Annotated in this window: 16 protein-coding genes and 2 pseudogenes; 13 read left to right on the top strand and 5 right to left on the bottom strand. The window is 63.3% G+C overall.

The window, feature by feature from the left end; translation table 11 throughout:
- Positions 1-82: 82 nt before the first annotated feature.
- From ubiE to IDM28_RS24080, 13 genes and pseudogenes are all read left to right on the top strand, one after another.
- Positions 83-853: a bifunctional demethylmenaquinone methyltransferase/2-methoxy-6-polyprenyl-1,4-benzoquinol methylase UbiE gene (ubiE, locus tag IDM28_RS01035; protein WP_101315691.1), complete on the top strand. Its 771-nt coding sequence runs from the start codon at positions 83-85 to the stop codon at positions 851-853.
- Positions 853-1,476: an SCP2 domain-containing protein gene (locus IDM28_RS01030; RefSeq protein ID WP_181105772.1), complete on the top strand. Its 624-nt coding sequence runs from the start codon at positions 853-855 to the stop codon at positions 1,474-1,476. The genes ubiE and IDM28_RS01030 overlap by 1 nt, the downstream gene beginning before the upstream one ends.
- Entirely contained in the window at positions 1,473-3,083 is a 1,611-nt protein-coding gene (gene ubiB / locus IDM28_RS01025) for a ubiquinone biosynthesis regulatory protein kinase UbiB (RefSeq protein ID WP_101315687.1), read from the top strand. The genes IDM28_RS01030 and ubiB overlap by 4 nt, the downstream gene beginning before the upstream one ends.
- Positions 3,084-3,156: 73 nt before the next feature.
- Positions 3,157-3,549: a phosphoribosyl-AMP cyclohydrolase gene (hisI, locus tag IDM28_RS01020; RefSeq protein ID WP_101315685.1), complete on the top strand. Its 393-nt coding sequence runs from the start codon at positions 3,157-3,159 to the stop codon at positions 3,547-3,549.
- Between the two features lies 1 nt (position 3,550).
- Entirely contained in the window at positions 3,551-3,886 is a 336-nt protein-coding gene (locus tag IDM28_RS01015) for a phosphoribosyl-ATP diphosphatase (RefSeq protein WP_101315683.1), read from the top strand.
- A 124-nt stretch (positions 3,887-4,010) separates the two neighbouring features.
- On the top strand, positions 4,011-4,295 hold the full coding sequence (locus IDM28_RS01010; protein WP_101315681.1) for a twin-arginine translocase TatA/TatE family subunit: 285 nt from the start codon (positions 4,011-4,013) through the stop codon (positions 4,293-4,295).
- Between the two features lie 3 nt (positions 4,296-4,298).
- Positions 4,299-4,715: a Sec-independent protein translocase protein TatB gene (tatB, locus tag IDM28_RS01005; RefSeq protein ID WP_188035184.1), complete on the top strand. Its 417-nt coding sequence runs from the start codon at positions 4,299-4,301 to the stop codon at positions 4,713-4,715.
- A complete protein-coding gene (gene tatC / locus IDM28_RS01000) occupies positions 4,712-5,503 on the top strand; it encodes a twin-arginine translocase subunit TatC (protein WP_101315677.1) in 792 nt (263 codons plus the stop codon). Before tatB ends, tatC begins: the two co-directional genes overlap by 4 nt.
- The gene (locus tag IDM28_RS00995) at positions 5,500-6,207 is read left to right on the top strand and encodes a 16S rRNA (uracil(1498)-N(3))-methyltransferase (RefSeq protein WP_101315675.1); all 708 of its coding nucleotides are present in this window, start codon (positions 5,500-5,502) and stop codon (positions 6,205-6,207) included. The genes tatC and IDM28_RS00995 overlap by 4 nt, the downstream gene beginning before the upstream one ends.
- Positions 6,208-6,307: 100 nt before the next feature.
- A pseudogene (locus tag IDM28_RS24095) lies at positions 6,308-7,369 on the top strand (methyl-accepting chemotaxis protein); the annotation flags it as partial.
- A complete protein-coding gene (locus IDM28_RS24090) occupies positions 7,352-8,224 on the top strand; it encodes a methyl-accepting chemotaxis protein (RefSeq protein WP_410524648.1) in 873 nt (290 codons plus the stop codon). The pseudogene IDM28_RS24095 and the gene IDM28_RS24090, both read left to right, overlap by 18 nt.
- A gap of 151 nt (positions 8,225-8,375) precedes the next feature.
- Positions 8,376-9,464: pseudogene (locus IDM28_RS24085) on the top strand (methyl-accepting chemotaxis protein); the annotation flags it as partial.
- Positions 9,447-10,319: a methyl-accepting chemotaxis protein gene (locus tag IDM28_RS24080; protein ID WP_371918906.1), complete on the top strand. Its 873-nt coding sequence runs from the start codon at positions 9,447-9,449 to the stop codon at positions 10,317-10,319. The pseudogene IDM28_RS24085 and the gene IDM28_RS24080, both read left to right, overlap by 18 nt.
- A gap of 41 nt (positions 10,320-10,360) precedes the next feature.
- Here the strand turns inward: IDM28_RS24080 and IDM28_RS00980 are convergent, their stop codons facing one another.
- The 5 genes from IDM28_RS00980 to IDM28_RS00960 form a co-directional block, all read right to left on the bottom strand.
- Complete coding sequence (locus IDM28_RS00980) at positions 10,361-11,095, bottom strand: amino acid ABC transporter ATP-binding protein (RefSeq protein ID WP_101322925.1); 735 nt, start codon at positions 11,093-11,095, stop codon at positions 10,361-10,363.
- Positions 11,088-12,050, bottom strand: a complete 963-nt coding sequence (locus tag IDM28_RS00975) for an amino acid ABC transporter permease (protein ID WP_188035182.1) — start codon at positions 12,048-12,050, stop codon at positions 11,088-11,090. The genes IDM28_RS00980 and IDM28_RS00975 overlap by 8 nt, the downstream gene beginning before the upstream one ends.
- Positions 12,051-12,129: 79 nt before the next feature.
- Positions 12,130-12,927: a transporter substrate-binding domain-containing protein gene (locus IDM28_RS00970; RefSeq protein ID WP_101322924.1), complete on the bottom strand. Its 798-nt coding sequence runs from the start codon at positions 12,925-12,927 to the stop codon at positions 12,130-12,132.
- Positions 12,928-13,207: 280 nt separating this feature from the next.
- Positions 13,208-15,772 (bottom strand): glucans biosynthesis glucosyltransferase MdoH, encoded by a 2,565-nt coding sequence (mdoH, locus tag IDM28_RS00965; protein ID WP_101315667.1) that lies wholly within the window; start codon positions 15,770-15,772, stop codon positions 13,208-13,210.
- The gene (locus tag IDM28_RS00960) at positions 15,765-17,480 is read right to left on the bottom strand and encodes a glucan biosynthesis protein G (RefSeq protein WP_224785537.1); all 1,716 of its coding nucleotides are present in this window, start codon (positions 17,478-17,480) and stop codon (positions 15,765-15,767) included. Before IDM28_RS00960 ends, mdoH begins: the two co-directional genes overlap by 8 nt.
- Between the last annotated feature and the right edge of the window lie 262 nt (positions 17,481-17,742).

Raw genomic sequence — 17,742 nt, 5'->3', positions numbered from 1 at the left:
GCCCCTGCCCGAGGGCACACCCCGCCAAGACAAATCCGCCCATTGCCCCTAGAATGGCGATACTTTTTTCCGGTGATGCGATATGAACGACCAGCGCAAAGGCGAACACGCCGAACCCACCACTCATTTCGGCTACAAAGATGTGCCAGAAAGCCAGAAAGCGAAGAAAGTCGCCGAGGTTTTCCACTCCGTAGCCGCCAAATACGACCTGATGAACGACGTGCTGTCGGGCGGCATGCACCGCCTGTGGAAGCGCTTCACCATCGAGCTGTCCGGTGTGCGCAGTGGCAACCGGGTGCTGGATATCGCCGGTGGCACAGGTGATCTGGCAGCCAAGTTCTCGCGCCTGGTCGGCCCTACTGGCCAGGTCGTGCTGGCCGACATCAACGAGTCGATGCTCAAGGTCGGCCGTGACCGCCTGCTCGACCGTGGCGTGGCCGGCAACATCGAATTCGTCCAGGCCGACGCGGAAAAGCTGCCGTTCCCGGACAACCACTTCGACTGCGTGACCATCGCCTTCGGCCTGCGCAACGTCACTCACAAGGACGATGCCATCCGCTCCATGCTGCGCGTACTCAAGCCCGGTGGTCGCCTGCTGGTGCTGGAGTTCTCCAAGCCGACCAGCAAGCTGATGTCCAAGGCCTACGACGCCTACTCGTTCGCCTTCATGCCGCTGGCCGGCAAGCTGATCACCAATGACTCGGAAAGCTACCGTTACCTGGCCGAGTCGATCCGCATGCACCCCGATCAGGAAACGCTGAAGGCGATGATGGTCGATGCCGGTTTCGACCGCGTCACCTATCACAACATGACCAGCGGTATCGTCGCCGTGCACCGGGGGATCAAACCCTGATGTTGCTGGCCGGGCTGCTCGCCAGCGTCGAGCATGGCCTCAACCGCGTCCTGCGTCTGGACAGCACGGCCTTGCCGCGGCTGGCCGCGCTGGAAGGCAAGGTGATCGCCATCGACTGTCTGCAGCCGGCCCTGCAGCTGTACATCCTGCCCGATGAAGATGGCCTGTTGCTGGCTGCGCATTGGGAAAGCGAGGCCGACTGCACCCTGCGCGCACCGGCCAGTAGCCTGGTCCAGTTGGCCCTGGCCAAGGACAAGACCGCTGTACTGCACAGCCCGCAGGTGCAGCTGCACGGCGACAGCGCCGTGTTGCTCGACCTGGTGGCCGTGCTGCAAGACCTCGAGCTGGACTGGGAGTACGAGCTGTCGCGTTGGCTGGGCCCGGTGCCCACCGCCCTGCTCGCCGGCCACCTGCGCCTGCGTGCACGCTGGACCCGGCAGGGCCTGGCGCGCTTCAGCCAGAACCTCTCCGAGTACCTTGCCGAAGAATCCCGTACCCTGGTCGGCCGCCGCGAAGCCGAGGCCGCATTCAGCGAGCTCGACCGCGTCAAGGTCGATGTCGAACGCCTCGAGGCGCGCATCCGCCGCCTTGCCCGATCCCTTGATACCAGCGATAACGCATGAAGTTGCTCGCCGTCCGCCGCCTGTTTCGTATCCAGCGTGTAGTGATTCGCTACCGCCTCGATGACATTCTGTTCGAGCAACCGCTGCCCTGGTGGCTGATGAGCCTGCGTTTGCTCATGCCCTGGCGCTGGCTGCCACGCAAGCCCTCGCCGCTCAGCCGAGGCGCACGGGTGCGCCTGGCGCTGCAGGACCTGGGTCCGATCTTCATCAAGTTCGGCCAGTTGCTGTCGACCCGCCGCGATCTGCTGCCAAGCGACGTCGCCGACGAGCTGATGTTGCTGCAGGACCGCGTACCGCCATTCGACCCGCAACAAGCAGTGGCGCTGATCGAAGCGCAACTGGGCGCCAAGGTCAGCGAAGTGTTCAGCCGCTTCGACGTCGAGCCACTGGCCTCGGCCTCGGTCGCCCAGGTCCATAGCGCACGCCTGAAGACCGGCGAAGAGGTAGTGGTCAAGGTGGTGCGCCCTGGCCTCAAGCCGATCATCGCCCAGGACCTGGCCTGGCTGTTCCTGATCGCCAAGGGCGCCGAGCGGTTGTCCGCCGATGCCCGCCGCCTGCACCCGGTGGAAGTGGTCGGCGACTACGAAAAAACCATTTATGACGAGCTCGACCTGCTCCGCGAGGCGGCCAACTCGAGCCAGCTGCGGCGCAACTTCGAAGGCTCCGATCTGATGTACGTGCCGCAAGTGTATTGGGACCTGTGCCGGCCCAAGGTGCTGGTGATGGAGCGCATCTATGGCGTGCCGGTCACCGACATGGTGGCCCTGGCCGACCAGCGCACCGACATGAAGCTGCTGGCCGAGCGTGGCGTCGAGGTGTTCTTCACCCAGGTGTTCCGCGACAGTTTCTTCCATGCCGACATGCACCCAGGCAACATCTTCGTCAGCACGGTCAAGCCATGGAGCCCGCAGTACATCGCCATCGACTGCGGGATCGTCGGCAGCCTCACCGCCGAAGACCAGGACTACCTGGCGCGCAACCTGATCGCCTTCTTCCGCCGTGATTATCGCCGTGTAGCAGAGCTGCACATCGACTCTGGCTGGGTCCCGGCGCATACCAAGGTCAATGAATTCGAAGCCGCGATCCGCACCGTGTGCGAGCCGATCTTCGAGAAGCCGCTGAAGGACATCTCGTTTGGCCAGGTGCTGATGCGCCTGTTCCAGACCGCGCGGCGCTTCAACATGGAAGTCCAGCCGCAACTGGTCCTGCTGCAAAAGACTCTGCTCAACATCGAAGGCCTGGGCCGTCAGCTGTACCCGGATCTGGACTTGTGGAGCACGGCCAAGCCGTTTCTGGAGCGCTGGATGCGCGAGCGCATGAGCCCCAAGGCGGTGCTGGGCAATATCTACAGTCAGGCCGAGCAACTGCCGCACCTGGCCGACATGACCCGCGACCTGCTCGAGCGCCTGTCGCAACCGCACCTGCACGACCCGCAGATGCCCCAGCGCCGTCGTAACGGTGATCAATGGGCGCTGCGCCTGCTCGGTGCCGGCCTGCTCGCTGGTGGCGCCATCCTTGCCACGGGCGCCGTCAGCCTGGGTGCGCCAGCGGCGTGGCCGGCCTGGCTGATGCTCAGCGCCGGGCTGTACCTGGTGGTACGCCGATAGCCAGCCACGCTGCTGGCTGGCACACTAATGCAACAGGCCCGATAGCGAAGCGGGTCCGGTTTTGGAGTCGACGATGAAAGACTGGCTGGACGAGATCAAGTGGGACAGCGATGGCCTGGTGCCGGCAATTGCCCAGGACCATAAAAGCGGTCGGGTGCTGATGATGGCCTGGATGAACCGCGAAGCGCTGGCTCTGACGGCCGCCGAAAACCGTGCTATCTACTGGTCGCGCTCGCGTGGCAAGCTGTGGCGCAAGGGTGAGGAGTCCGGCCATGTGCAGAAGCTGCACGAGATGCGCCTGGACTGCGACGCCGATGTGATCATTCTGATGGTCGAGCAGCTGGGCCAGATCGCTTGCCACACCGGCCGCGAAAGCTGCTTCTACCGCGTCTTCGAAAATGGCCAATGGGTCAGCGTCGACCCGGTTTTGAAAGATCCCGATGCAATTTACCGCGCAGGCCACTGACATGAGCGATACCCTGACCCGTCTTGCCGAAGTACTGGAGGCCCGCAAAGGCGCGGCCCCGGACAGCTCCTACGTTGCCAGCCTCTATCACAAGGGTTTGAACAAGATCCTCGAGAAGGTCGGTGAAGAGTCGGTCGAGACCATTATTGCTGCCAAGGACGCTGCGCACAGCGGCGACTGCAGTGATGTCATCTACGAAACGGCTGACTTGTGGTTCCATAGCCTGGTGATGCTTTCGGCACTGGGGCAACATCCGCAGGCGGTGCTGGATGAGCTGGACCGCCGCTTTGGTTTGTCCGGGCATGATGAGAAGGCAGCGCGGCAGCCTTCGGCCTGATAGTGATGCACTGATTGATGGGGCTGCCTTGCAGCCTGTTCCGACCGATCCGGCGCCCCGGCAAGGCCGCTCCTGTACAAGGAGCGTATTGGCGAAGCCGACACACCTTTTTCAGGAGTACAAAATGGGTATTTTTGACTGGAAACACTGGATCGTCCTGCTGGTCGTGGTGGTCCTGGTGTTCGGCACCAAGAAGCTGAAAAACTTCGGTGGTGACCTCGGTGAGTCGATCAAGGGCTTTCGCAAGGCCATGAGCGATGAAGAGCACAAACCTGCCGAGCAGACCCCGCCGCCGGTGCAGCCAGTGCCGCCAACCCAGCAGCCGCATACCACAGCGCCACTGACTCAACCGCACACCACCCTCGAGGGCCAGGCCCAGCCGGTCCAAGAGCAGCAGCGGAAAGACTGACCCATGTTCGGCATCAGCTTCAGCGAGTTGCTGCTCGTCGGCCTGGTCGCCCTAGTGGTGCTCGGCCCCGAGCGCCTGCCCGGCGCCGCGCGTACGGCGGGGCTGTGGATCGGCCGGCTCAAGCGCAGCTTCAACAGCATCAAGATGGAAGTCGAGCGCGAAATCGGCGCTGACGACATCCGCCGTCAGCTGCACAACGAGCACATCCTGTCGATGGAGCAGGAGGCCCGGCGCATTCTCAACCCACAGGCAGAGCCACCCAAGCCAGCCCAACCGCCGGTAGACGCTGGCGCGCCGATCGTGCCGCTGGCAGAGCCACCAGCCGCCGTGCAGGCCCCTACTGCAGTGCCCGCCGAGCCGAGCACGCCTGTTGCCCCGGCCGCCATCCCTGAGCCGCCCCAGACGCCACGAGCCCCATGAGCGATAGACCGGACCACGACCAGCCGATGCCGCTGGTCTCGCACCTGACCGAACTGCGGACACGCCTGCTGCGCTGTATCGCGGTGATCTTCCTGATCTTTGCCGGGCTGTTCTCGTTTGCCCAGCAGATCTACACCCTGGTCTCGGCGCCGCTGCGCGACCACCTGCCGGCCAACGCGACGATGATCGCCACTGACGTGGCCTCGCCGTTCCTGACGCCGTTCAAGCTGACCATGATCGTTTCGCTGTTCCTGGCGATCCCGGTGATCCTCCACCAGATTTGGGGTTTCATCGCACCGGGCCTGTATCGCCATGAGAAACGCATCGCGATCCCGCTGCTGGTGTCGAGCATCGTGCTGTTCTATGCCGGCATGGCTTTCGCCTACTTCCTGGTGTTCCCGCTGATCTTCGGCTTCTTCGCCAGCGCCACCCCGGAAGGGGTGTCGATGATGACCGACATCGCCAGCTACCTCGACTTCGTCATGACCTTGTTCTTCGCCTTTGGCGTGGCCTTCGAGATCCCGGTGGCGGTGGTGTTGCTGGTGTGGATCGGCGTGGTCGACGTCAAATACCTGCGCAAGATCCGCCCCTACGTGATCATCGGTTGCTTCGTGGTCGGCATGGTCCTGACTCCGCCGGATATCTTTTCGCAGACCCTGCTGGCCGTACCGATGTGGTTGCTGTTCGAAATCGGCGTGCTCTGTGGTGGCCTGATCCGCAAGCGTGGCCCGCTCGATGAACCCGCTGCCGACGATCCGGAAGACCAGCCGCCAGCGACCCAGCCATGAACCTGCTGCTGCTTGAACAGGCCGACTTCATCGCGGCCGACCGCGTCGTGCTGGCTGATCGGCGCTTCACCCACATGCAGGAGATTCATCGCGTTGCAGTGGGCGACAACCTGCGCGTGGGTCAGATAAACGGGCTGATGGGCCAAGCCAGCGTGGTTCGCCTGGAGGGGCACGAAGCGGAGCTGCAGGTCAGCTTTGATCAGCAGCCACCGGCCAAGCTGCCGTTGACCCTGATCCTCGCCGTACCGCGGCCGAAGATGCTCCGCCGGCTGTTCCAGACCATCGCCACCCTCGGCGTGCCACGGCTGATCCTGCTCAACAGCTACAAGGTCGAGAAGAGCTTCTGGCAAACGCCGTTTCTCACCCCCGAGGCAATCCGCGAAAACCTTATCCTCGGCCTGGAACAGGCGCGCGACACGGTGCTGCCGGAAATCATCATCGAGAAGCGCTTCAAGCCGTTCGTCGAAGACCGGCTACCGGCCATCGCCGCCGACACCTTGGGTCTGGTTGGCCACCCCGGCGACTACCCGGCCTGCCCTCGCGCCGTGCAGCAGCCGGTCACCCTGGCAATCGGCCCGGAAGGCGGCTGGATCCCCTATGAAGTCGACTTGCTGGCCAAGGCAGGCCTGCAACCGGTGCAGTTGGGTGCACGCATCCTGCGGGTCGAGACCGCCGTCACTGCCCTGCTCTCGCGCATTTTCTGACTGATCGGTCAGAACTTTTCCGTCAAGTTTCCCCAGCCAAGGCCGATGCCCTGAGCAGCACAAGAAAAAATCTGCAGCGCCAACGCCGGGGGAGTCGAACATGTTCCAGTGGGTTGCCCAGTCTCTGGGAAATATGAGTGTCAGCCGCAAGCTCGGCTTTGGTTTTGGCCTGGTCCTGTTGCTGACCCTGGCAATCACCTTGACCGGCTGGTCCGGCATCAACGGCGTTACCTCGCGCGGTGACACGCTGGGCAACATCTCGGTGATCCATCAGTACACCCAGGAACTGCGCATCGCTCGCCAGCAATATGAGCGTGACCGCGACGAGAAAGGCGTCGCCGCGCTGGAAACAGCCTTGGGCAACCTGGACCGTCAGGTGCAATTGATGCTCGGCCAAATTGAGCAACCTGCCGACCTACAGCGCCTGGAGCAGCAACGTGAGGCGGTGCGTCAATACCAGCAAGCCTTTGCTGACATCCGCCAGGCCGGCCAGCGACGCGATGCCAGCCGCAGCGTGCTCGGCGACAGTGCCGACAAGGCCGCTGCGCTGATCAGCCAGGTCCAGCAGCGCCTGCTAGCGGCCGGCGATGTCAACCAGTACCAACACGCGGTCGAGGTCAGCGCCCTGCTGCAGCAGGCACGCTTCCAGGTGCGCGGTTACACCTACAGCGGTAAACCTGAATTCCAACAGACCGCTCTGACGGCCATCGACCAGGCCTTGGCCGTGCTCAACGCGCTGCCGACCAAGCTGCCGGCTGAATATGCCGCGGGCCTGGATGACGCCTCCACAGCGCTGGCCGCCTACCGCGATGCGGTCAATCAGTTTGCCAGTGCCCAGACCGCCGCCGAGCAGGCACTGCAGCGCATGACCGAGCAAGGCGCTGTGCTGATCGACACCAGCAAGCAGATGAGCAGTTCGCAAACCGAGGTGCGCGACCAAGGCACCCAGCAAGCCAAGACCGTGCTCGCCGGCGCCACCGCGTTGGCCCTGTTGCTCGGCCTGATCGCGGCATGGGCCATCACCCGCCAGATTGTTGTGCCACTGCGCTACACCCTGACCGCAGCCGAACGGGTAGCCAGCGGCGACCTCAGCCAGAACCTGCAGATCGACCGTCGCGATGAACTCGGCCAGTTGCAGGCCAGCATGCAGCGCATGACCGTGAGCCTGCGCGAGTTGATCGGCGGTATCGGCGACGGCGTCACCCAGATCGCCAGTGCGGCTGAAGAGCTGTCGGCAGTCACCGAGCAGACCAGCGCCGGGGTCAATAATCAAAAGGTCGAGACCGATCAGGTCGCCACCGCCATGAACGAGATGGCCGCCACCGTGCATGAGGTTGCGCGCAACGCCGAACAGGCCTCCGAGGCGGCCCTGGCGGCCGACCAGCAGGCCCGCGAAGGTGATCGCGTGGTCGGCGAAGCCATCGCTCAGATCGAGCGTCTGGCCAGCGAGGTGAACAACTCCAGCGAAGCGATGAATCAGCTCAAGGGCGAAAGCGACAAGATCGGCAGCGTGCTCGATGTGATCAAGGCAGTGGCTCAGCAGACCAACCTGCTCGCCCTCAACGCCGCCATCGAGGCCGCCCGCGCCGGTGAGGCCGGGCGCGGCTTTGCGGTAGTGGCCGACGAAGTGCGCAGCCTGGCCCAGCGCACACAGCAGTCGACCGAAGAGATCGAAGCGCTGATCGCCGGCCTGCAGAGCGGTACTCAGCGTGTAGCCAGCGTGATGGACGCCAGCCGCGACCTGACCGAGAGCAGCGTCGAGCTGACCCGCCGTGCTGGCGGTTCGCTGGAGACGATCACCCGCACGGTGTCGTCGATCCAGGCCATGAACCAGCAGATTGCCACTGCCGCCGAGCAGCAGAGCGCGGTCGCCGAAGAGATCAACCGCAGCGTGATGAACGTGCGCGATATCTCCGACCAAACCTCGGCAGCCAGTGAAGAGACCGCCAGCTCCAGCGTCGAGCTGGCGCGCCTGGGCACCCACCTGCAGGGCCTGGTGGGGCGCTTCCGGCTCTAGACGAGCAGCCGAACTGCGTGCGGCCTAGGAATTTTCCTAGGCCGCGCAGTGAACTTTCCTACAGGATTTGCAGGTCAAGTCCTACAACCTCCGCGCCGATGAGCAGGCATGGCCACAGTCCGTGGTCATCTTGAATGGACGGAGGTATGCCATGTTCGGCTTTATCAATCGCACGCTCGGCAACCTGAGCGTCAGGCTCAAGTTGGCGCTGGGCTTCAGCGTGGTGCTGCTGCTTACCCTGGCCACCACAATAAGTGGCTGGAACGCCCTCGACGGCGCCATCAGTCGCTCGCAACAGCTCAGCGAAATCACCCGCATCAACGACCTGAGCAAGGACCTGCGCGCAGAACGGATCACCTACCGGGTGCTCGCCGACGACACCAGCAGGACGCGCATCAGTGCCATCATCGAGCAGCTCGAGAGCATGCTCGCCACCCTCCAGCAACGCAGCTCAGTCGACCAGTCACGCCAGCTGCTCACGCAAAAACTGGATCAGCTCAAGCGCCTGCGCGAAGACTTCGGCCTGCTCCAGCAAGCCGTGGCCAAACGCGGCCAGCTGCGCGTCGGTATGCAGCAGCAGGAACACACGCTGGGTGAGGCCATAGACGAGTTGCAGAACCAGACCCTGCTCAAGCTCTCGGCCGATGGCCAACAGAGCAACCTGATCAGCCTCATGGACAGCTTTTCGCGGCATGTCGAGGGTGCCAACCAGCAAAGCCTGCTGCCGGCCTATACCTACTCGCCGCTGGAGGCCTTCGCCAAGGTCGGCGACTCGGCGTTGGCCGCCGCCGACAGTACGCTTGCGCAATTGCGCGGTGCCCTTGCACCGTTGGGCCTGCCGCGCGCCCTGAGGGAGCGGCCAGGCACCGAGCTGGCGCGCTATCGCAGCAGCCTCGAGCAGTACCGCAGCGCTGCGATCGAGGTGGAGCAACTGCACGACAACATGGAGAAACTCGGCGACCAGCTGAGCGCCGCCAGCGTTGCCCTGGCCAAGCAGAAGATCGAGCAGCGCGACCATGAGGCGGTTGAAGACCGCTCGCTGCTGACCAGCGTCGCCTTGTTGGCCTTGGTGGTCGGGGTAATCGCCGCCTGGTTGATCACCGGCCAGATCATCCAGCCCCTGCGCCAGACCCTGGCCCAGGCCGCGCGTATTGCCCGCGGCGACCTCAGCCAGCTGGACACGGTTGAGCGGCGCGACGAGCTGGGCCAGCTGCAGGCCAGCATGCGCGACATGACCGTGAGCCTGCGCGAGCTGATCGGCGGCATCGATCAGGGCGTCGGCCAGCTCTCCAGCGCTGCCTCGCAACTGGCTGTCGCCAGCCAGGACACCAAGGCACGGATCAACCAGCAGAAGGAGGATACCGACCAGGTCGCCACGGCCATGAACCAGATGAGCGCCACCGTGCAGGAGGTCGCGCAGAACGCCGAGCACGCTGCACAGGCGGCCACCAGTGCCGATCAGCAGGCGCAACAGGGAGATGCGGTAGTGACCCTGGCCGTGGCTGAGATCGAGCAGCTGGCCGCGCAGATGGACCACTGCCTGGAGGCCATGCACCACCTCGCGGCTGAGAGCCAGCGCATCGGCAGTATTCTGGATGTGATCAAGTCAGTATCGGTCCAGACCAACCTGCTGGCCTTGAACGCCGCCATCGAAGCAGCGCGAGCTGGCGAGGCGGGCCGTGGCTTTGCCGTGGTTGCCGACGAAGTACGCGGCCTGGCGCAACGAACCCAGCAGTCGACCGAAGAGATCGAGCAGTTGATCGACAACCTGCACAGCGGTACCGATCAGGTCACGCAACTGCTCGACGACAGCAAGCAGCTCACCGAGCGCAGCGTCGAGCTGAGCCGCAAAGCCGGCGATGCCTTGGGCCAGATCACCCAGACGGTGTCTAATATTCAGGGTATGAACCAGCAGATCGCCACTGCCAGCGAGGAGCAAAGCGTGGTCGCCGAGCAGATCAACCGCAGCGTGCTGAGCGTACGTGATGTGTCCGATCAGACCAGCGCGGCGAGTGAGCAGACCGCCGCCTCAAGCGGCGAGCTGGAGCAGCTGGGCCGGCAACTGCGCAGCATGGTCGGTCGCTTCAGCCTGTAACCCGAGCCCGTCGCCAGTCCGGCTGGCGACGGGCCCTGCGCTTACAGCACCTGGCGCAGGAAAGCCTGAGCGCGCGGGTCTTTGGGCGAATCAAAGAACGCCGCCGGTGCCGAATCTTCCAGCAACTTGCCATGATCGAAAAACAGCACGCGGTCGGCCACCTCGCGGGCAAAGCCCATTTCGTGGGTCACGCAGACCATGGTCATGCCTTCTTTGGCCAAGGTCTTCATCACGTCGAGTACCTCGCCGACCATTTCCGGGTCGAGCGCCGAGGTCGGCTCGTCGAACAGCATCACCTTCGGCTCCATCGCCAATGCGCGGGCAATCGCCACGCGCTGCTGCTGGCCACCGGACAGCCGCGACGGGAATTCGTTGGCCTTTTCGGCTATCCCGACCTTGTCCAGCAACGCCCGTGCCTTGGCCTCACGCTCGGCCTTGTTGCGTTTGCGCACGACCTTTTGCGCCAGGCACAGATTCTCCAGCACGGTCATATGCGGGAACAGGTTGAAGTGCTGGAAGACCATGCCGACTTCGCGGCGATAAGCATTGATGTCGGTTTTCGGGTCGGCCAGCGGTATGCCGTTGATCGACACGTGGCCGGCATCGAAGTGCTCGAGGCCGTTCAGGCAGCGCAGGAAGGTCGACTTGCCCGAGCCCGACGGGCCCAGTACTACCACCACTTCGCCCTTGGCTACACCGGTACTGACGTTATCCACCGCGCGCACCATCTGGCCGCGGGTGTCGAACACTTTCAACAGATCACGGACTTCAATCACTTTGCGCAAGCCTCCGCTCGAGCCGGCTGGCGAGGTGCGACAGCGGCAGGTTGATCAGCAGGTACAGCCCTGCCACGCAGAACCAGATTTCAAAGGTCGAGAACGAGGTGGTGATCGCCTCGCGCCCGCTCTTGGTCAGTTCGGTGATGGCGATCACCGAGACCAGCGAGGTGTCCTTGACCAGGCTGATGAACTGCCCGGCCAGCGGCGGCAACACCCGCTTGAACGCTTGCGGCAGGATCACATGGCGCATCGACTGGCTGGCATTCAGGCCCAGCGAGCGCGCGGCTTCGTTCTGCCCACGGGCAATCGACTGCACCCCGGCACGCACGATCTCGGCCACGTAGGCGCCGGTGAACAGCGCCAGCGCGGCCACCCCGGCGAACTCGCGCGAGAGGTTGAGCACCGTGCCGATGAAGAAATAGAAGATGAATATCTGCACCAGTAATGGCGTGCCGCGTACCAGCTCGACGTAGACCGTCGACAGATCGCGCAGGGTCGGGTTGTTGGACAACCGGCACAGCCCGGCAAACAGGCCGATCACCAGGCCCAGCGCCCCGGACACCACCGACAGCCACAGCGTGGTCCACAGGCCCCAGGCCAACGGCCCGGCCGCCCAATGGCGGGTGACACCGATCTGGTCGCCTTCGGCAACGTCATCGCCGCGGCTCAGTTGCAGGCTGTCTTTGACCACGTCCAGTACTTGCTGCTCGCCGCCTTCACCCTTGAGGGTAACGCGTGCGTTGTCGCCCTGGACTACGATCTCGGCAACCGTGCCATAGCTGGCGGCGCGCTGGGCTTCTTCAGCCTGGTAGGCGAAATACTGCGGGACGCGGTTCCAGCGCCACTCGTAGGCCATCATCGACGTGGCGAGGTACAGGCTGATGGCCAGACCGACCAGCACCAGCGCGGTCAGCCCGTGCCAGGGCCACTGGGCTTTCTTGTGTTTGATCACGTGGGTACTTCCGTAAATGCGAACGCGCAGGGTTTGCCTGCGCGTCGGGGGTCAAAGCCTGGGCTTGTGGCCTGGGCCCTTATTCCATTTCCTTGAGCCAGTCCTTGTTCTTGAACCACTTGTCGTGGATCCGATCATAGGTGCCGTCGTGCTTGATCTGGTGCAGGAAGTTGTTGATGAAGTTGATGCTGTCGTAGTCGCCTTTCTTCAAGCCGAATGCCAGTGGCTCGTAGGTGAAGGGTTCTTCGAGGAACAGCAGCTTGCCAGCGCCGGCCTTCTCGACCGCCACCACGTTGTAAGGGGCGTCGTAGACAAAGGCATCGGCCTTGCCGTTGACCACGTCCATGACCGCTTCCTGCTCGTTGTCATAGCCGTGGTACTTGGCTTTGCTGATGAGCTTCTTGGAAACCATCTCGCCGGTGGTGCCGAGCTTGGAGGTGATGCGGTACTTGTCGCTGTTCAGGTCCTTGTACGACTTGATCTCGCCCGCCAGCTCCTTGCGGATCAGCAGGGTCTGGCCGACCACGATGAACGGTTCGCTGAAGTTCAGGCGCAGGTTGCGTTCCTGAGTCAGGGTCATGCCGCTGCCGATCATGTCGAACTTGTTGGTCAGGAGAGCGGGGATGATGCCGTCGTAGGCGGTGGAGACGGTCTCCAGTTTGACGCCCATGGACTTGGCCATGGCTTTGAGGATATCGACTTCAAAGCCGATGATCTCGCCACGCTTGTTGGTCATCTGGAACGGCATGTAGGTGGGGTCCATACCGACCCGCAGGGTGCCGCTCTTGACCGCATCGTCGATGGCGCCGGCCTGGGCCGCAGTCACCGCGACCAGCGCCGTGACGCCGACCAGCAGTCGCGACAGGTATTTCTTCATCATCACCAAGTCCCCTAGCAAAGAAAGAGTACGAATCTTATTGTTGGCACGGCCGTACTGGCCTGCTCGGAATACCGGAAGCGATGCTAACGCATGCGCGGCTCGGGACCTAGAGCTGGGGGGGACTTTGTTGGCCAAAAAGAATGCGTATCTCGGGGGCCCTGGAGGGCGCTCTGCGCCCTTTTCGCGACACAAGGCCGCTCCTACACGGGATCGCGCTGTACCTGTAGGAGCGGCCTTGTGTCGCGAAAAGGGCCGCAGCGCGGCCCTCAGGGTTGTATCAGGCGCCGACCAACGTCGGCTGCCCATCACCCTCGGGATGCAACGGCAACAACGGCGAATGCGGATCGCTGTTGATCGAACTGCGCCAGGCGTCGATCCAGGCTGCATGTTCGCCAGCCCAGACCCGCTCGTGCAGACGCGACAGCGCGACCGGGTCGCTCAACAGCGCCAGGCGCGTATTGCCATCCAGCGCGGCCGGGCCGACTTCCAGCGCCTTGGCGATGCGCTCTTCACGCAGTGCCTCGATCGCCGCCGACTGGCCATGCCGGGCAGTGCCCATGGCGCAGGCCAGCGCATTCTGCCGCGGGTCGACCACAGCCCGCACGAAGCCGTCGTTCAATGCATGCCAACGGTTCTCGTGGGTGTACTGGTCAGTGGCGAGCAGCTCGGTTGGCGTGGCGTATTCCTCAGGAATCAGGAACAGCTTCTCGTCCTTGGCGCGCAGACCGAGGCCCACGCGGCTGGAAATCACCGATACCGGAATCGACAGCATCAGCGAACCAACAATCGGCACCAGCCACCACAGGAAGCTTGGGTTGAGCCAGGCTACCAGCACCGTCCAGGCCACACCGAGCAGGGTCTGCGGACCATGCCGACGCACCGCTTCGCTCCACGGCGTGGAGTCGTCATCACGCTGCGGCGAGTTCCAGGTCGCTGCCCAGCCGAGGAACGCGGCAAGCACGAAGCGGGTGTGGAAGATCATCCGTACCGGCGCCAGCAGCATCGAGAACAGCATCTCGATCAGCATCGACACGGTCACCTTGAAGCGCCCACCGAATTCGGTAGCGCCCTTGGCCCAGATCAGGATGATGCTCAAAAGCTTGGGCAGGAATAGCAACACCACCGTGGTGGAGAACAGCGCAATGGCCTTCTCCGGGTGCCATTGCGGCCACAGCGGGTACAGCTGGAACGGCTCAACGAAGTATTGCGGCTCCATCAAGGTGTTGGTCGCCAGCAACGCCGTCGACAGCACCAGGAAGAAGAACCACAACGGCGCGGACAGGTACGACATCACCCCGGTCAGGAACACCGCGCGGTGCACCGGGTGCATGCCTTTTACCAGGAACAGGCGGAAGTTCATCAGGTTGCCGTGGCACCAGCGACGGTCACGCTTGAGCTCGTCGAGCAGGTTGGGTGGCAATTCTTCGTAGCTGCCGTCCAGGTCATAGGCAATCCACACACCCCAGCCGGCACGGCGCATCAGCGCTGCTTCGACGAAGTCGTGGGAGAGGATCGCGCCGGCAAAGGCACCTTTACCCGGCAACGGCGCCAGCGCGCAGTGCTCGATAAAGGGCTTCATGCGGATGATCGCGTTGTGCCCCCAGTAGTGCGATTCGCCCAGCTGCCAGAAGTGCAGGCCAGCGGTGAACAGCGGGCCGTACACGCGGGTAGCGAACTGCTGCAGACGCGCATACAGGGTGTCCATGCCCGACGCCTTGGGCGCGGTCTGGATGATACCGGCGTCCGGGTTGGCCTCCATCAGGCGCACCAGGCTGCTCAGGCATTCACCGCTCATGACGCTGTCCGCGTCAAGCACGACCATGTACTTGTACTCGCTGCCCCAGCGACGGCAGAAGTCGTCGAGGTTGCCACTCTTGCGTTTGACGCGGCGGCGGCGGCGGCGATAGAAGATCCGGCCAAAGCCTTTGGCCTCGCGGCACACTTCAAGCCAGGCCTGTTGCTCGGCCACGGCGATATCCGGATCGTTGGAGTCGCTGAGTACAAAGAAGTCGAAGCGGTCGAGGTTGCCCGAGGCGGCGACCGACTCGAAGGTCGCGCGCAGGCCGGCGAACACCCGCGGCACGTCTTCGTTGCAGATCGGCATGACCAGCGCAGTACGCGCCTGGGCATCGATCGGCTCGTTGCCGGCACTGCTGCCGGAAATCTTGTACTTGTCGCGCCCGGTGAGCAACTCCAGGAAGCCCATCAAGGCGGTCCAGAAGCCGGCCGAAACCCAACAGAAGAGAATGCCGAAGAGGATCAGGATCGAGGTCTGCAAGGCATACGGCCAGACCTGCACCACGGTGTCCCACAGCGGTTGGCTGAACACTTCGTCAAGGTCGACGAACGACCAGCCCTGGTACGGCAGGATGCCCTTCATGTACCAGCCAGCAACAATCGTCTGGCCGAGCATCAAGGTCAGCAGGATGTAACGGCGCATCGAGCCGACCCAGCGCCAGCGTGCCGCCGGCAGCTCGCGCTGGGGTGGTTGCGGGGCGTTGGGGCGGCCGGTCATGCGCCGCCACATGCGCACCAGCACATTGGTCCGCCATGGCTCTGGCAACACCCGGGTGCGAGTGATCGGCGGAGCGATCTTCAGGCTCAGGTTGCCATTGCTGTCAACGCCGAGCATCTCGGCCTCTTCCATTTCGCCGGCACTGCCGACGGTCAGGCGGGCAGCCACCGACGCCTCGGCAGAGCCGGCGGCCGGATCGGCCGCCAGACGCTGGTGCAGCTCGCTGAATGAGTTGCAGTCGGCCAGTTGCGCGCGCTGCTCGTCACTCAGGGGCAGGTGGGCCAGATACTCGGCAACCGAGACTGGCCGTAGGTTCGAATTACTCATCGGCAGGCAACTGATAGGTCCAGGTCTCGGTCAACACTTTCTCGGTGGTGGCCGGGGCCGCAGGGGTGGCTGCCGCGTCTGCAGCAGGTTGCTCGGCAGGCTTTTCAGCCTTGGCATGCTTGGCCGCAGCCTTGGCATGCTTGCTGTCCTTGGCCGGTTTTGGCGCTTCTACCGGGACGTCCTGCAGCAGCGCTGCACGCATCTCGGTGGACTTCTTCGGATCCTGGATCTTCAACCGCAGGGTCAGGCGCCAGCCTTTGGTTTCCGGGTTGTAGCGCAGGTTGTTCTCGACCACCTCGGCATTGTCGCCAACGCTGATCTGGCTGCGCACGGTGCTGTCTTCAGGCAAAGCGGCAAGCACGGGACCTGCGAAATCGACCAGGAAGGCTACGCTGCCATCCGGCTGACGGATCAGGTTGGACTGCTTGACGTCACCGGTGGAACGCAGGGTCTGCTTGACCCAACCCAGATCAGGGGCCTGGAACTTGGCCTCGTCGATGGTCCAGTGCAGGCGATAGTTGTAATCCGCTGACTGGCCTGGCTCAGGCAGGGTTTCCGGGCTCCAGAAGGCAACGATGTTGTCGTTGGTTTCATCTGCGGTCGGAATCTCGACCAGATCGACAGTGCCCTTGCCCCAGTCGCCTTGCGGCTCGATCCAGGCGCTTGGACGCTTCTGGTAGTTGTCGTCGAGGTCTTCATAGTCGCTGAAGGCGCGGTGGCGCTGCATCAGGCCGAAACCACGCGGGTTTTCCACGCTGAAGTTGCTCACGGCCAGGTGGCGCGGGTTGTTCAGCGGACGCCACAGCCATTCACCATTGGCTGCATGGATCGCCAGGCCTTCGGAGTCGTGCAGGGCTGGGCGGTAGTTGAGCACTTTGGACGGCTGGTTAGGGCCGAACAGATACATGCTGGTCAGCGGTGCAACGCCCAGACGGCTGACGTGGTCACGCAGGTAGATGCGCGATTTGACGTCGACGATGGTGTCGTTGCCCGGGCGTACGGTCAGCTTGTAGGCACCGGTGGAGCGCGGCGAATCAAGCAGGGCGTAGATCACCAGGTGCTTGTCGGCAGGCTTGGGCTTCTCGACCCAGAATTCGGTAAAACGCGGGAATTCCTCACCCGACGGCAGCGCGGTGTCGATGGCCAGGCCACGTGCAGAAAGGCCGTAGGCGTGGCCCTTACCGACTACGCGGAAGTAGCTGGCGCCAAGCAAGGTCATGATTTCGTCTTGCTTGTCAGCCTTGTTGATCGGGTAGAGGACGCGGAAACCGGCGTAGCCGAGGTTTTCCACGGTCTTGGCGTCGTGCGGCACGTCGCCGAAATCGAAACGACTGGCGTCGTACTTGATCTCTTCAACCTTGGAGGCAGTGACTTCGTTGATTTTCACTGGCGTGTCGAAGTGCATGCCCTGGTGATAGAACGACAGCTTGAACGGGGTCTTGTCCTGAGCCCACTCGGCCTTTTCCTGGAGGAAGCGGATCTTCTGGTAGTCGGCGTACTTCATGTCACGGAACACCGTCGGCAGATTGCTCTTCGGTGCTTCGTACTTCTGACCGGCCAGATCCTTCGCCTTGGCGGCGACATCGTCAAGGTTGAATGCCCACAGCTGACCCGCGCTCAGCAGGCCGACCAAGGCCACGCCAGCCGCCAGGGCGGTACGCAACCGATTGCCGGGGATCTTTGGTGCATTACGGGGACTTACAATCACGAGCAACCCTCGCCGAAAACAGATCATGAAACCAACGGCCAGCTACAAATGCCGGGTTGGCGAGCACTGTTCGGACCCCGTAAGGGCTCAATGATTCCCCAAACGGCTCCAGACAGTCCTCAAGTCTTGGTACAACGAACCTGCGAACGCAGGTCCCTACAGCCGCGCGATTATCTAGCAGGCCGCGTGACAACGCATCAGGCGGCAACAACTATTTATCGTCAAAACCCTCTTGTTTTGTACAAACAAGCGGTTATTTCGC

It is taken from the genome of Pseudomonas sp. EZ-C24 (genome assembly GCF_014525325.1).
In the GTDB taxonomy this organism is placed as follows: Bacteria; Pseudomonadota; Gammaproteobacteria; order Pseudomonadales; family Pseudomonadaceae; genus Aquipseudomonas; species Aquipseudomonas shirazensis.
Note: the sequence above shows the minus strand (reverse complement) of the source record. Positions and strands in the feature narration are given on the sequence as shown.